Annotated in this window: 13 protein-coding genes and 1 other RNA gene; 6 read left to right on the forward strand and 8 right to left on the reverse strand. The window is 62.5% G+C overall.

The features are described 5' to 3' along the window. Positions 1–15: 15 nt before the first annotated feature. Entirely contained in the window at positions 16–513 is a 498-nt protein-coding gene (locus IVB13_RS06340) for a GNAT family N-acetyltransferase (protein ID WP_018454321.1), read from the reverse strand. Positions 514–656: 143 nt separating this feature from the next. On the opposite strand from IVB13_RS06340, the gene IVB13_RS06345 reads away from it, so the two are divergent. Then, the gene (locus tag IVB13_RS06345) at positions 657–1,832 is read left to right on the forward strand and encodes a GAF domain-containing sensor histidine kinase (protein WP_018454322.1); all 1,176 of its coding nucleotides are present in this window, start codon (positions 657–659) and stop codon (positions 1,830–1,832) included. Between the two features lie 319 nt (positions 1,833–2,151). Next, the gene (locus IVB13_RS06350; protein ID WP_018454323.1) at positions 2,152–3,813 is read left to right on the forward strand and encodes a hypothetical protein; all 1,662 of its coding nucleotides are present in this window, start codon (positions 2,152–2,154) and stop codon (positions 3,811–3,813) included. A 168-nt stretch (positions 3,814–3,981) separates the two neighbouring features. Here IVB13_RS06350 and IVB13_RS06355 read toward each other — a convergent pair whose 3' ends face one another. The 7 genes from IVB13_RS06355 to ssrA form a co-directional block, all read right to left on the reverse strand. After that, entirely contained in the window at positions 3,982–5,853 is a 1,872-nt protein-coding gene (locus tag IVB13_RS06355) for a ferrous iron transporter B (RefSeq protein WP_018454324.1), read from the reverse strand. A 20-nt stretch (positions 5,854–5,873) separates the two neighbouring features. Then, a complete protein-coding gene (locus IVB13_RS06360; protein WP_018454325.1) occupies positions 5,874–6,149 on the reverse strand; it encodes a FeoA family protein in 276 nt (91 codons plus the stop codon). Positions 6,150–6,289: 140 nt separating this feature from the next. Then, positions 6,290–6,544, reverse strand: coding sequence for a ribbon-helix-helix domain-containing protein (locus IVB13_RS06365; protein WP_018454326.1), 255 nt, complete (start codon positions 6,542–6,544; stop codon positions 6,290–6,292). After that, positions 6,541–6,729 (reverse strand): DUF4169 family protein, encoded by a 189-nt coding sequence (locus IVB13_RS06370; RefSeq protein ID WP_018454327.1) that lies wholly within the window; start codon positions 6,727–6,729, stop codon positions 6,541–6,543. Before IVB13_RS06370 ends, IVB13_RS06365 begins: the two co-directional genes overlap by 4 nt. 276 nt (positions 6,730–7,005) lie before the next feature. Next, positions 7,006–8,451 (reverse strand): class II fumarate hydratase, encoded by a 1,446-nt coding sequence (gene fumC / locus IVB13_RS06375; RefSeq protein WP_244561280.1) that lies wholly within the window; start codon positions 8,449–8,451, stop codon positions 7,006–7,008. A gap of 99 nt (positions 8,452–8,550) precedes the next feature. Beyond that, positions 8,551–9,066 (reverse strand): ClpXP protease specificity-enhancing factor SspB, encoded by a 516-nt coding sequence (locus IVB13_RS06380; protein ID WP_018454329.1) that lies wholly within the window; start codon positions 9,064–9,066, stop codon positions 8,551–8,553. 114 nt (positions 9,067–9,180) lie between these two features. After that, positions 9,181–9,547, reverse strand: a transfer-messenger RNA (tmRNA) gene (gene ssrA / locus IVB13_RS06385). Between the two features lie 84 nt (positions 9,548–9,631). On the opposite strand from ssrA, the gene IVB13_RS06390 reads away from it, so the two are divergent. From IVB13_RS06390 to IVB13_RS06405, 4 genes are all read left to right on the forward strand, one after another. Beyond that, positions 9,632–10,249: a chromate transporter gene (locus tag IVB13_RS06390; protein ID WP_018454330.1), complete on the forward strand. Its 618-nt coding sequence runs from the start codon at positions 9,632–9,634 to the stop codon at positions 10,247–10,249. Beyond that, a complete protein-coding gene (locus tag IVB13_RS06395; protein WP_018454331.1) occupies positions 10,246–10,776 on the forward strand; it encodes a chromate transporter in 531 nt (176 codons plus the stop codon). The genes IVB13_RS06390 and IVB13_RS06395 overlap by 4 nt, the downstream gene beginning before the upstream one ends. A gap of 95 nt (positions 10,777–10,871) precedes the next feature. Further along, entirely contained in the window at positions 10,872–11,633 is a 762-nt protein-coding gene (locus IVB13_RS06400; protein WP_018454332.1) for a tripartite tricarboxylate transporter TctB family protein, read from the forward strand. Between the two features lie 7 nt (positions 11,634–11,640). Further along, entirely contained in the window at positions 11,641–13,206 is a 1,566-nt protein-coding gene (locus IVB13_RS06405; protein WP_018454333.1) for a tripartite tricarboxylate transporter permease, read from the forward strand. The last annotated feature ends 158 nt before the right edge of the window (positions 13,207–13,364 follow it).

The raw sequence follows: 13,364 nt of genomic DNA on the forward strand, positions 1-13,364 counted from the left end.
TCGTCAGGCCGTCTCTCACCGCCGGATCCGGTAGAGGACGCCGTTCTCGCCGTGACGGAACGTGGTTCGCTCGAGGAGATAGTTGGACTTCTCCAGAACTCGGCGCGATGCGCCATTGCCGACATAGACCAGGCCAATGAGGGACGGCAGCTCATGGTGTAACAGTCCAATATCGGTGAGTGCGGTCGCGGTCTCGCTTGCAAGGCCACGGCCCCAGAATTCGCGCTTGAACGCGTAGGCAATCTCGATCTCGTCGACATCGTCCACGAGGATATGCCTGATGCCCGCTCGCCCGGCGAATGCCCCGTCTTTCGTTCGCAGCACCCACAGACCGAAGCCATGCTGATCCCAATGCGCCATATTGGCGTCGAGATAGGTCTTCGTCTTCTCCGCCGAACGGACGCCGCCGAGATAGCGCGAAACCTCGGCATCGAGATGCAACGCGACGAGGTCGGCGAGATGATTTTCACGAAGCCTTTCGGCGCTGAGCCTCGCCGTTCTGAAATGTTCCATTGGGAACAGATAGCCGCTTCCGAGGTGGGGCGTCGAGTAACATTGACGCGGAATGACTTGGCTGGCAGTGCTTTTCACCGTTGCAAGGACGCGCTTTCAGTTGGGCGGCCGGCCCGGGGCGAATGTTCCCAAGCGGAGTGGCAATGGATTTCGAGCGCGACATAGCCAAGATCAGCGGGATCGCTGCGGTCTCGACCATCCTCGACGTGGTCAGCCGGACCACCGGCATGGGGTTTACGGCCGTTGCCCGCGTCACCGAGGACAGGTGGATCACATGTGCCTCGCGTGACGAACTTGCGTTCGGGCTGAAACCCGGTGACGAGCTCAAGGTCGAGACCACGATCTGCCATGAGATCCGGCAGAGCCGCGAGGCGGTCGTCATCGAGAATGTCAGCAAAGACGCCGGCTACTGCAAGCATCACACGCCTGCACAATATGGCTTCCAAAGCTACATCTCCGTGCCGATCATTCTGCCCGACGGTTCATTCTTCGGAACTCTTTGTGCGATCGATCCGAAGCCGCGCAAGCTTCGGACTCCCGAAGTCATCGGCATGTTCAAGCTTTTTGCCGAGCTGATCGCGTCTCATCTCGACGCGGCCGAGCGCGTCGAACTGATCGAGAACAGGCTCGCGCTGGAACAACGCAATGCGGAACTGCGCGAGCAGTTCATCGCCGTGCTCGGTCACGACCTCCGAAACCCTCTTGCCTCGATCCAGGGCGGCCTGCGGCTTCTGAACAAGAAGGTCGATGACGAGGGGAAGAACTGGATCAACCTCCTGCAGGGAAGCGTGGGCCGGATGGCGGGCCTGATCGACAATGTCATGGACTTCGCCCGCGCGCGGCTCGGCGCCGGGATGCAGCTCAAGTTGAAAGAACAGCCACTCGAGCCTGTCATCAGGCAAATCGTCGCGGAGTTCGAGAACGTGCACCCGGATCGCGTCATCGAAACGGTCGTCAACGTTCCGGGACCTGTGAGAATCGACGCCGACCGCATAGGTCAGATGCTGTCCAATCTTCTCGGCAACGCGATTTCCTATGGCGCCGCCGACAAGCCGATCAGGGTGCTGGCGCAGACGACCGGCGCTGGCTTTGATCTCAGCGTTGCCAACAAAGGCGCGCCAATTCCGGCTGATGCGATCCCGCGCCTTTTCACTGCGTTCGATCGCGGCGACGTTCTGCCGAACCAGAAAGGGCTTGGGCTCGGACTGTACATTGCCCAAGAGATCGCGCGCGCCCATGGCGGGTTGATCGTCGCGTCGTCGATGCGAGATGAAACGGTGTTCACCGCGACGTTTCCGGCGAGCCCGGCCCGCGGCTGAGAAGGCGTGCTACGCCGGCCTAGCTTGCCGTCACGAAGCGTCGCGCCAATTCTCCGACAATACCATCATGCGCCTGTTTTGCGCGACGGTGCAACCGGCGAACAGCTGATAGCGCTGATTGTGCGAGGCTCTTTCCGGATGCGGTCCGGCGATTTTCTTGCGGGCAAGGCATTGTGCCTCTTCAGAGAGAGAGCTGCACGAAAACGTCCAGAGGATGTGAATTGGTTCACACACACGTGGTCGCTCCGGATTTACGGTACGCCTAATTCCGCGTAGAGCGGCCCGTTCGAACTATCTCGCTCAAGAGGGAGTTCAGGCTATGGCTAGCATCGTGTTGGGAATTGTCATTTCCATTTTACTATCGACACAAGCCTCCGCAGATCAGGTCCGTGACGCCGCGTCCGACCTGGTTCCTTCGCTGGTGCGCTGGTCCATCACGTTGTTGGGCCTGGTGGTGGCAGGCCGGTTGGCCTGGCAGGCTTTTGGCCGCGCGGTCAACATTGCCGAAGTCCCGACTTTCCCGCGATACATGACGACCCGGCAGCAGTATCGATTGGGCGGGTTCATCTTTGTCGTATTCTCATGCGGCTTCTTCCTTCTTCTCATCCATGAGAACCGCGACGTCATTGCCCTGGCGCCGCTGGTTCCTGCATTTCCAGTAGCCTTCATAGAGGCTGCGAAAAGTCAGTCTGCTCCGTACCTGACCGTCGTCGCCGCAATGGGGATCGTGTATCTGTTCCTCCTGACGAAGGAGGCTCAATGGAACGTCCTGCTGATGGTGCGCGATGTGATCCAGAGCTGGATCAGCGTGCCTCAGCTCGCGAAGCAGATCATGGCGCAAATCCGCTTTTCGCTGCGTGTGCCGCAGGAGGTGCTCTCGAAAGTCATCGCGAATTCTCCAGATGTCGTCGATCAGGACTTCCGCAAGGATCCGAACACCCCGGATCGGATGTGGGCGGAAATCTGTTACATGAAATGGTGGCTGACGCAGGGACGCGACACCGGAGATGACGCCACCTTCTTCACCGAGGACAGCTTTGGTTTCGACAAGCTGATGGCAGACTTCCAGCAGGGGGCGCCGACGATGAGCCAGTGGAAGGCTGGGACGTTGACGGGCCTTGCTGCGCCCCAGGCCACGCAACTGATCAAGGACCTCTACAACCGATTTGCCCGGCTTGTCGCGTGTTACCTGATCTATCGCAACGGCTCCCGCATCGACCTGCGCAATGAGGCCAGCAAATTCGGCATCGAAATCGATGCGCCCATTCACGACAATCCGCTACGGTACTGGATCGTCTATATCATTGCCTTGATCTGCTCCGTTTATCTGGGCGTGACCATTTCGGCCGTGATTTATGACGTGCTGCAAGGCAGAGGCGTCGTCTGGGCGCAGGACCCCAATCGCTCGATTGCATGGGTCATGTATTCGCTTTGCAATTATGGATTGGCAATCGTCGTCGTTCTCTTGCTTCGATTTGCGATGTCATCTCTGGGAAGCGATTCAGATCAGTCCCACCTCACCACTTATTGCTGGAGCTTCCTGGTCGCGCTCGCCGTAGGGCCCGCTGGTCTGACGTTGGCCGTGCATAACTTTGGCGAGGGCAATTTGCGGGAAATGTCCCTTGCCAGCCTTTACTTTGCGATGTTGCGGTGGGGCCTCGGGCCGGCGCTCGTGACAGTCTATATTTCGTACTATCTCGACAGGCAGAGCTGCTCCGATCTGCCGGACATCGACAATTCGATGCGAACGGTCGCGTGGCGGCTGTTCAATTGCTTCGGCTTTGCGGCAACCAATGTGTTCTTGCTTCTGCCCCAACTGCTGTCGCTGATGGCACAGGAGGGGGCAATCTGGGAAACCAATAAGCTGCGCTTCATTGCGGCTGGGACGACGTTCTGCCTGGCATTCGGCCTCGCATTGGCCGCGCAGTTCGCGCTCAAGAAGGAGCGGATTGGAACGGTGCTGGCGCATAAACCGGCTTGACGCCAGATATGGTCGGTCGTGGCGATGATGGCATCATGCTCCTGTTTTGCCCGACGGAGCAACTGGCGCAGCCCTGCGGCCGGACGATTTTCGCACAAGTGTAAGTCATTGATTTCACAACACCCGTCTACTGTGCATGGGGTTGTTTTCGCAGTTTTTGTTTGGGGCCTACCCCGCCCCGAACGCGACCGCGACATTGTAGGTCAGAAGGCTCGCGGCATAGGCCAGCACCAGCATGTAGAAGAAGGTGACGGCCATCCAGGTCCAGCTTCCGGTCTCGCGCCGGATCACGGCCAGCGTCGATGCGCATTGCGGGGCAAAGATGTACCAGGCAAGCATCGACAGCGCGGTCGCGAGCGACCATTTCGTCGCCAGCACCTGGCCGATCTGCTCGGCCGCTTCCTTGCCGCCTTCGATCGCATAGACGGTGCCGAGCGCCGCGACCGCGACCTCGCGCGCCGCCATGCCGGGGATCAGCGCGACCGCGATCTGCCAATTGAAGCCGACCGGCGCCAGCAGCGGCTCGAGTGCCTTGCCGATGATCGCAGCGAGGCTGAAATCGATCGCCGGTTCGGTGGCGCCTGCGGGCGGCTGCGGGAACGAGGCCAGGAACCAGATCAGCACCATCATCGAGAAGATCGTGGTGCCGGCGCGGTGCAGGAACATCTTGGCCCGCGTGTAGACGCCGATCGCGATCGATTTCAGCCGCGGCATCTTGTAGTCCGGCAGCTCCAGCATGAACGGCGCCGGCGCATAGTCGCGCAGCATGAAGAATTTGATGAGAAACGAGACCAGCAGCGCGCTGATGATGCCGGCAGCGTAGAGGCCGAACATCACGAGGCCCTGGAGGTTGATGAAGCCCCAGACGTCTTTGGCCGGAATGAAGGCGGAGATGATCAGCGTGTAGACGGGAATGCGCGCCGAGCAGGTCATCAGCGGCGCGATCAGGATCGTGGTCAGCCGGTCGCGCTTGTTGTCGATCACGCGCGTCGCCATGATGCCGGGGATGGCGCAGGCGAAGCTCGACAGCAGCGGAATGAAGGCGCGGCCGTGCAGGCCGGCGCCGCCCATGATGCGGTCCATCAGGAACGCGGCGCGCGCCATGTAGCCGAAATCTTCCAGCAGCAGGATAAACAGGAAGATGATGATAATCTGCGGAAGGAACACGATGACGCTGCCGACGCCTGAGATCACGCCGTTCTGAAGGAAGCTCTGCAGCAGGCCGGCGGGTAAGGTCGCGTGCACGAACTCGCCGAGGGAGTCGAAGCCGGAATTGAGCAACTCCATCAGCGGCTGCGCCCAGGCGAACACCGCCTGGAACATCACGAACAGGATCGCCGCGAGCACGATCAGCCCCCCGACGGGATGCAGCACGACCGCGTCGATCCGCGCCGTCCAGGTGTCGGGCCGGCTGGGCAGGCTGACGCAGTCGGCGATGATGCGGTCGGCTTCGCGCTGGGTGGCGCGCAAGTCGGCCACGCTGAGCGCCCGCCAATTGTTCTCTCCCGGCTCGGCGGCGAGCTTTGCCGAAATCTCGTCGGTCAGCGACAGCAGGTCGGCCGTGCCGCCCTTGCGCACCGCGATCGAGGTGACCACGGGCACGCCGAGCTCCTTGGCGAGCCGCTCGACGTCGACAGTGATGCCGCGGCGGGTCGCGATGTCGAACATGTTGAGCACGAGGATCATCGGCCGGCCGGTGCGCTTGAGCTCCAGCAGCAGGCGGATGGTCAGGCGCAGATTGGTCGAGTCCGCCACGCACAGCACGAGGTCGGGCACGATCTCGCCGGTGGCCTTGCCGAGCACGAAGTCCCGGGTGATCTCCTCGTCCGGGCTCCGTCCGCGCAGCGAATAGGTGCCCGGCAGGTCGACCACGGAGACCTGGCGTCCCAAGGGCGTGACGAAGAAGCCTTCCTTGCGCTCGACGGTGACGCCGGGATAGTTCGCGACCTTCTGCCGGCTGCCGGTCAGCGCATTGAACAGCGAGGTCTTGCCGCTGTTTGGCGTGCCGACCAGGGCGAGATGCAGCAGGGGTGCTTCCATGGAATTGGGGTCCGGTCGCTTCAGGCGACGATAATGGCCATGGCTTCGCGACGGCGGACCGCGATGGTGATGCTGTCGACCCGCACGGCGATCGGGTCGCGGCCGACCAACCCCTCGTGCAGGATCTCGACCCGCGCGCCCTCGACGAAGCCGAGCTCGATCAGCCGACTCTCGAGTTCGATGTCCGAGAGTGCCGAGCCTGCGTCCTTGGGGGAAAGGTGCTGGATGACGCCGGTATAGCCGCGCTGGGCCAGGCCCAGCGGCATCTGCGGACGCGTATCATGGATGTCGGTCATGCCCTGTATTTTCAACGCAGGGCATCGAGGTCAAGCGCGCTCGGTCGCTGAAACTGCACCTTAGAGTGATTTTAAAGTACCAGCTTCGTGACAGAAGCGATCGGCGCCAGGATCGGCATCAAGGATCGGCGCAAAGACGGCTACTGGGCCGGGACCTTTTCCGCCTGGATGGCGGCCATGGCGCGGCTCTTGAAGTAGTCGAGCACGAACAGGCGGATCGCCGAGGACAGATTGCCCTGCTGGCGGTTGCTGTCGATCTCGCCGACCAGCTCGGACAGCGTCATGTTGCGCAGGCCCGAGATCTCCTTCATGCCGTTCCAGAACGCCTCTTCCAGGCTGACACTGGTCTTGTGGCCGGCGACGACGATCGACCGTTTCACGACGGGCGACTTCATGGCTGCTCCTCGCAATCGATCCGGTGCTGGTCCAGGTGCGTCTTCGCCTGATCCGCGCGCGTCTCCTCCGCCGACCGCTCCGCCTTCGTGCGGCCGAACTTCGTTCGGTTGGCGTCCGCCTGCTTCGCCGTGGCTTCCCGCTCGGCGCGCTTCCGGAAACGATTCAGGTTGATGACGTTCGCCATGTCGCGTCTCCATCATCCGATCCTCCGTGGGCAGGATGAAACATTCAGAAACTGTGCGCCGAATTGCGCCCGATGAGACTTGATCGCCATTCGCTTGTCCTCGTCAATCGACCCTTGGGCCATCAAACGATGAATTCCGCCCCGTGGGGGCGGAGGGGCTACGTAACACGCAATCCCGCCGCGACATTGACGGTAATCAAATCCCGTCCTTTAAGCCCTACATTTAATGGAGCTAGGGGCTCCGTATCATTACGGATGGCTATCGGAATTCGGAATTTATCCCGGGCTGGTCATCTTCTCGGGGCGCACCAGGCGGTCGAATTCCTCGCTTGAGACGAAGCCAAGCCGCAGCGCCTCTTCCTTCAGGGTGGTGCCGTTGGCATGCGCCGTCTTGGCCACCTTGGCCGCGTTGTCGTAGCCGATCTTGGGGGCGAGCGCCGTCACCAGCATCAGCGAGCGCTGCATCAGTTCCTTGATGCGCTTCTCGTCGGCGCGGATGCCGCTGACGCAATGCTCGGTGAAGGAGCGCGCGGCGTCCGCCATCAGCCGGATCGAGTGCAGCATGTTGTAGGCCAGTACGGGCTTATAGACGTTGAGCTCGAAATGGCCCTGGCTGCCGGCGACCGTGATCGCGGTGTGATTGCCGAACACCTGGCAGCACACCATCGTCATCGCCTCGCACTGCGTCGGATTGACCTTGCCCGGCATGATCGAGGAGCCCGGCTCGTTCTCCGGCAGCATGAGTTCGCCGAGGCCCGAACGCGGACCCGATCCGAGCAGGCGGATGTCGTTGGCGATCTTGAACAGGCCTGTCGCGACCGAATTGATGGCGCCGTGCGCCGATACATAGGCGTCGTTCGAAGCCAGCGCCTCAAATTTGTTGGCCGCGCTGGTGAACGGCAGCTTGGTAATCCCGGCAACGTGCTTTGCGAACAGTTTTGCAAAGCGCGGCTTCGAATTGAGGCCGGTGCCGACGGCGGTGCCGCCCTGCGCCAGCGGATAGAGCTCCTTCACCGCGACCTTGAGCCGGGCGATGCCGCTTTCGACCTGTGCGGCATAGCCGGAAAATTCCTGGCCGAGCGTCAACGGCGTCGCGTCCTGGGTGTGGGTGCGGCCGATCTTGACGATCTTTGCGAACTCCTTCTCCTTCTTGCGCAGTGCACGCAGCAATTCGCCAAGGGCAGGGACCAGATCGGCGGTAATGCGGCTTGCCGCCGCGATATGCATCGCGGTCGGGAACGAGTCGTTCGACGACTGGCTCATGTTGACGTGATCGTTGGGATGCACCGGCTTCTTGGCGCCAAGCTCGCCGCCCAGGATCTCATTGGCGCGGTTGGCGATGACCTCGTTGAGATTCATGTTGCTCTGGGTGCCCGAGCCGGTCTGCCACACCACCAGCGGAAAATGATCGTCCAGCTTGCCCTCGATCACCTCGCGCGCAGCGCGGATGATGGCGTTGGCGCGGCGCTGGTCGAGCAAACCGAGCTCCTGGTTGGACTGCGCTGCGGCGAGCTTGACGATGCCGAGCGCATGCACGAGCGAGATCGGCATGCGATCGATGCCGATGCGAAAATTCTGGCGCGAGCGTTCGGTCTGCGCGCCCCAATAACGATCGGCGAGGACCTCGATCGGGCCGAAGCTGTCGGTCTCGGTGCGGGTCGCCGGGCGCGAGGAGCCGTCGGTCTTCGAGGGGGAAGTCTTCGAGAGGGAAGTTTTGGCCATGAGCACATCCATTCCGCCGCGCGAAATGCCGCGCGGCCTCATCATGTGCCTCTATATAGGGAGTTTGGCCGCCTGCGACGGGCGCCGACCCGATCTAGATCATTTCTTGCGGAAACGATCCAATCGCACGACTTCGGCGCCGCCCTGGTTCGGAGCCGCCGGCTCCTCAGTGCCTTCCGCAGGGTCAGTGGCAGGGGCCACCGCGACCGCGGACGGGGCGGGAGCGGCCGGCAAGGTCTCGGCCGAGACGTCGGCGACATCGGAGGTGTCGAACTGGAGGCCGAATTTCACGGACGGATCAAGGAAGCTCTTGATGGCGCTGAACGGCACGATCAGCCGCTCCGGAATGCCGCCGAAAGACAGGCCGACCTCGAAGCGGTCCTCGAGCACGGTCAAATCCCAGAACTGGTGCTGCAGGATGATCGTCATCTCTTCTGGATATTGGGCCAGCAGCCGCGACGACAGCTTCACGCCCTCCGCCTTCGACACGAAGGTGATGAAGAAATGATGCTCGCCGGGTAGTCCCTGGGACGCGGCGTCGGTCAGCACCTTGCGCAACACGCCGCGCAGCGCGTCGCGGGCCAGCACATCGTATCGGATATGATCGGTCGCCATGGTGGTCCTGTTGCATTCCAGGAGCTGGGCCCTGCCGGCCCGACTCGCCAAGTCGCAATAGTACCGCGCCTGACGGGTCAGCAGGAGTCCCCGCGGGGTAGGAAATAAGAGGTAAGTGGAGGCTTCTGTTGCCAGGTGCCTCCGAACCCCGCCTAACGGAGCTTAACCCGTTAGGACTTCAGAATGGTCTTTCAAACTGCGTTACGCAGCCTGAGCAACCGGAGCAAAGTTGTCGTTGGCAACTATTGCATAGCCCGATAACGGCGGAACAATACCGGGAAAAAGAACGCCCTTTACGCCCTCGTCGATCCTATTTCGCCCCCGCCAAAGCCCGCTTTCAGGGCCAGCCCGCTGGTGGGCTTTGGTGGAGGCGCCGGGTACCGCCCCCGGGTCCGAATGGTTTATTGCGACGACCGTTTATTTCCATAGCCGGCGAACCGGCACTCCCAATATAGGGGGCAAACGTTTCAAATAACAGGTGTTTCGAGGGATCATTCCGAGGTTCCCTCTGGATAGGTTCCCGGCAGGCTTGGCCGCCTGCCGGCCGGCGTTCTAAGCTCCTGACATGTCCGAGGATTCCGCACCGGTCGCGCAACAACCAGTTCAAGAGCCGGACGGTCCAGCCACCAGCGCCGTTCCGCCGGGCTTGCTCGCGCTGTTCCTCGCCTTCGCCAGGATGTCGCTGGCGGGCTTCGGAGGGGTTTTGGTATTCGCCCGGCAGGCCATCGTCGAGCAGCACCGCTGGATGACGGCGGACGAGTTCAACGAGACTTTTGCGCTCTGCCATTTCCTGCCCGGGCCCAACATCGTCAATCTCTCGATGGTGTTCGGCGCGCGGCTGCGCGGGATCGCCGGCGGCATTGCCGCCTTTGCAGGGCTGTTGCTGCCGCCCACGCTGATCATGACGGTGCTCGCGATCATCTACGCCCGGTTCGGCGATGTGGACGTGCTGCGCCGCATCCTCGCGGGCATTTCCTGTGCGGCCGTCGGCCTCTTGATCGCGGTGGTCTTCCGGATGATGACGCCGCTGCTCAAGCGGCTGGACGCCTTGGCGCTCATCCTGATGCTGGGCGTGTTCCTCGCCATCGGCGTCCTTCGCCTGCCGCTCCAGGCCGTGCTTTTGGTCGCGATCCCCGTCAGCGTCGGCGCCACTTTCCTGATGCGGCGGAAGGTAGCAGCATGAACGCGGAGAACCCGATCTGGGGGCTGATCTCGACCTTCGGTCTGATGTCGCTGTTCGCGGTCGGCGGTGCCGCGGCGGCGGTGCCCGAGATGCACCGCATCGCGGTCGATGTGCATCACTGGATGACCGACAAGCAGTTCGCCGATGCCTATGCGATCGCGCAGCTCTCACCAGGTCCGAATGTGCTTATCGTCACGTTGATCGGCTATGCTGTCGCCGGCATCCCCGGCGCCCTGGCGGCGACTTTGGCCATGTGCCTGCCCACCGCGTTGCTTGCCTATTATGTCAGCCGGCTCCTCAACCGGCCGAACCAATCGCGCTGGCCCGGGCTGATCCAGGCTGCACTGGTTCCGCTCTCGATCGGCCTGATGGCGGCGAGCGCCCTGATCCTCGCCGAGTCGACCGATCGTACGCTTGCTGCGCTGCTTCTGACCGCGACGGTTGCAGTGGTCGCATCCGTCTCGCGCATCAATCCACTATGGATTTTGCTCGTCGGGGGCTTGTTGGGTTTTGCTGGCATTGTGTAATGAAAATGGCTAGGCAGGGATCCGGGCGGGGGCATCGATTTCCAGCCGATTAGAACAACAGTGCTCGTGGCTTACGGGTCGCGGAGGAGACATGCATGGCCGATACGATGGGCCACTCGGCGACAGCCAACCGAAACACCTCGGTGGTGATCAGCTTTTGTCTGCTGGCCATAGCGCCGCAGATTTTCGAATTCATCTGGTCGTTCGGGACGATCTTTGGCTGGGGCGCTGGACGCGGGCCGGCCGCCGTCGTCATCAGCCACGCGACTGCGCTGCTCGCGGGGGCGCCCGGCGCGTTGCTCGGGGCGGTCGGCGGTGACACCAAGAAGGCGTCATCCGATGTGCTGCTGGCGCTGATCTATTCCTATCCGATCTTTGCGGTGGCGATTCTCACGTTCTTCATGACGATCAGGTCCGCGCAGGACTATGTCGGCGGAATCGTGCTGATGGCGCTCGCCTTGTTCGCACTGTGGGCCTCTAGCGATTTGCAGGGGATGCGGGGCTTCTCCTTTGGCGCCGGCACGGCGCCGCGGATGTTTGGCGGGCTCCTCGTCGCACTTGGCGCCGGCATCGCGTTGACGGGGCTGCTGACCGACGGGCCCAGCATGGCGCACTATGCCTGGCGTGGGCCGCTCTTCGTGATGTTCTCGATCGTCTTCTTCGCGCTGGCGATTCGTCCGCTTGGGGTGGTGGTAACGGCGTTCGCAAGCTTCATGATCGCGGCGATGGGTACGCATGAGACACGCTGGGTCGAAGCGCTCATTGTCGGCGCCTGCCTGACGCTCGGCTGCGCGCTGCTCTTCCCCTACGTGCTAGGCCTGCCGATGCCGATGTTCCCGCGCTTCCTGGTTCAGTGAGGGTGTGATGTTCGATCTCTTCCACAATCTGGGCCTTGGTTTCGGTGTGGTGTTTCAGATCTCCTGGTGGTCACCCTGGTGGCTCTACGGTCTGTCGCTCCCGATCTCGATCAATATTCTCATGTGCCTGATTGGCGCATTGGTTGGCACACTGGTCGGCGTGCTGCCCGGTATCGGCACCGTCGCAACCGTGGCGATGCTCCTGCCGATCACGTTCGGATTGCCGCCGGTCGGCGCGCTGATCATGCTCGCCGGCATCTATTATGGTGCCCAGTACGGCGGCTCCACCACCTCGATCCTGGTCAATATTCCCGGTGAGGCGACGTCGGTCGTTACCGCCATCGACGGTCACCAGATGGCGAAGCAAGGCCGTGCCGGCCCGGCGCTGGCGATCGCGGCGATCGGCTCGTTCTTCGCCGGATGCGTTGCGACCGTGCTCATCGCCGTGCTCGGTGCGCCGCTGACCAAGCTCGCTCTGGCGTTCGGCCCGGCGGAATATTTCTCGCTGATGGTGCTCGGCCTGATCTTTGCGGTGGTGCTGGCCAAGGGCTCGGTCCTGAAAGCGATCGCGATGATCGTGTTCGGCCTGATGCTGTCGATGGTCGGCTCCGACATCGAGACCGGCGCCTCGCGCATGGCGTTCAACATTCCGGAGCTTGCCGACGGTCTCGGCTTTGCGACGGTGGCGATGGGCGTGTTCGGCTTCGCCGAGATCATCCGCAACCTCGACGCCGGCGCCGAGATGAACCGCGACCTCGTGCAGCAGAAGATCACCGGCCTGATGCCGACCAGGAAAGACCTGATCGACTCGGCGCCTGCGATCCTGCGCGGCACCGTGCTCGGATCGATCCTCGGTATCCTGCCGGGCGGCGGCGCGGTCATCGCGTCCTTTGCGTCCTACACGCTCGAGAAGAAGATCGCCAAGAACCCGTCGCGGTTCGGCCGCGGTGCGATCGAAGGCGTGGCGGCGCCGGAAAGCGCCAACAATGCCGCGGCGCAGACCTCCTTCATCCCGCTGCTGACACTCGGCATCCCGCCCAATGCCGTGATGGCGCTGATGGTGGGCGCGATGACCATCCACGGCATCGTGCCCGGTCCGCAGGTGATGCAGAAGCAGCCGGAGCTGGTTTGGGGCATGATCGCCTCGATGTGGATTGGCAATCTGATGCTGATCATCATCAACCTGCCGCTGGTCGGAATCTGGGTGCGGCTGTTGCGCGTCCCTTACCGGCTGATGTTCCCCTCGATCGTGATCTTCTGCGCGATCGGCATCTACTCGGTGAACAACGCGCCGGTCGACGTCATCCTGGCAGGCGTGTTCGGTCTGGTCGGCTACTGGCTGATCAAGCACGATTTCGAGCCGGCGCCGCTGCTGCTCGGCATGGTGCTCGGACCGCTGATGGAAGAGAACCTGCGCCGCGCGCTGCTGATCTCGCGCGGCGACTGGAGCGTGTTCCTGACGCGTCCGCTGTCGGCCGTGCTGCTCGGCATCGCCGCTTTCCTCCTGGTGCTCACGGTGCTGCCGGCGTTGCGTGCCAAGCGCGACGAGGTGTTCACCGAATCCGAAAACTAGGGGCGCCGCCAGCGTCGGCGCGCCGTGACCCGAACCCAAGCCGGCAAGTTGGCCAGCAGGATCAATCTGATAGACAAGGGGCGGGACGCTGAGTTCCGCCCCTTGTCGTTTGCACCGGGAGCGCTCACTTTTCCGGGTATAATGCGCATGGATGGCGA

The organism is Bradyrhizobium sp. 17 (assembly GCF_023073515.1).
Classification (GTDB): domain Bacteria; phylum Pseudomonadota; class Alphaproteobacteria; order Rhizobiales; family Xanthobacteraceae; genus Bradyrhizobium; species Bradyrhizobium canariense_D.

Bases quoted from the DNA above. Each gene is read 5' to 3' on its own strand.
- IVB13_RS06345 (WP_018454322.1), top strand. From the start codon at position 657: ATGGATTTCGAGCGCGACATAGCCAAGATCAGCGGGATCGCTGCGGTC.
- IVB13_RS06360 (WP_018454325.1), bottom strand. From the start codon at position 6,149: ATGACCGACATCCATGATACGCGTCCGCAGATGCCGCTGGGCCTGGCC.
- IVB13_RS06390 (WP_018454330.1), top strand. From the start codon at position 9,632: ATGTCCGAGGATTCCGCACCGGTCGCGCAACAACCAGTTCAAGAGCCG.
- IVB13_RS06395 (WP_018454331.1), top strand. From the start codon at position 10,246: ATGAACGCGGAGAACCCGATCTGGGGGCTGATCTCGACCTTCGGTCTG.
- IVB13_RS06370 (WP_018454327.1), bottom strand. From the start codon at position 6,729: ATGGCGAACGTCATCAACCTGAATCGTTTCCGGAAGCGCGCCGAGCGG.
- IVB13_RS06355 (WP_018454324.1), bottom strand. From the start codon at position 5,853: ATGGAAGCACCCCTGCTGCATCTCGCCCTGGTCGGCACGCCAAACAGC.
- fumC (WP_244561280.1), bottom strand. From the start codon at position 8,451: ATGGCCAAAACTTCCCTCTCGAAGACTTCCCCCTCGAAGACCGACGGC.
- IVB13_RS06405 (WP_018454333.1), top strand. From the start codon at position 11,641: ATGTTCGATCTCTTCCACAATCTGGGCCTTGGTTTCGGTGTGGTGTTT.
- IVB13_RS06365 (WP_018454326.1), bottom strand. From the start codon at position 6,544: ATGAAGTCGCCCGTCGTGAAACGGTCGATCGTCGTCGCCGGCCACAAG.
- IVB13_RS06400 (WP_018454332.1), top strand. From the start codon at position 10,872: ATGGCCGATACGATGGGCCACTCGGCGACAGCCAACCGAAACACCTCG.
- IVB13_RS06380 (WP_018454329.1), bottom strand. From the start codon at position 9,066: ATGGCGACCGATCATATCCGATACGATGTGCTGGCCCGCGACGCGCTG.
- IVB13_RS06350 (WP_018454323.1), top strand. From the start codon at position 2,152: ATGGCTAGCATCGTGTTGGGAATTGTCATTTCCATTTTACTATCGACA.
- IVB13_RS06340 (WP_018454321.1), bottom strand. From the start codon at position 513: ATGGAACATTTCAGAACGGCGAGGCTCAGCGCCGAAAGGCTTCGTGAA.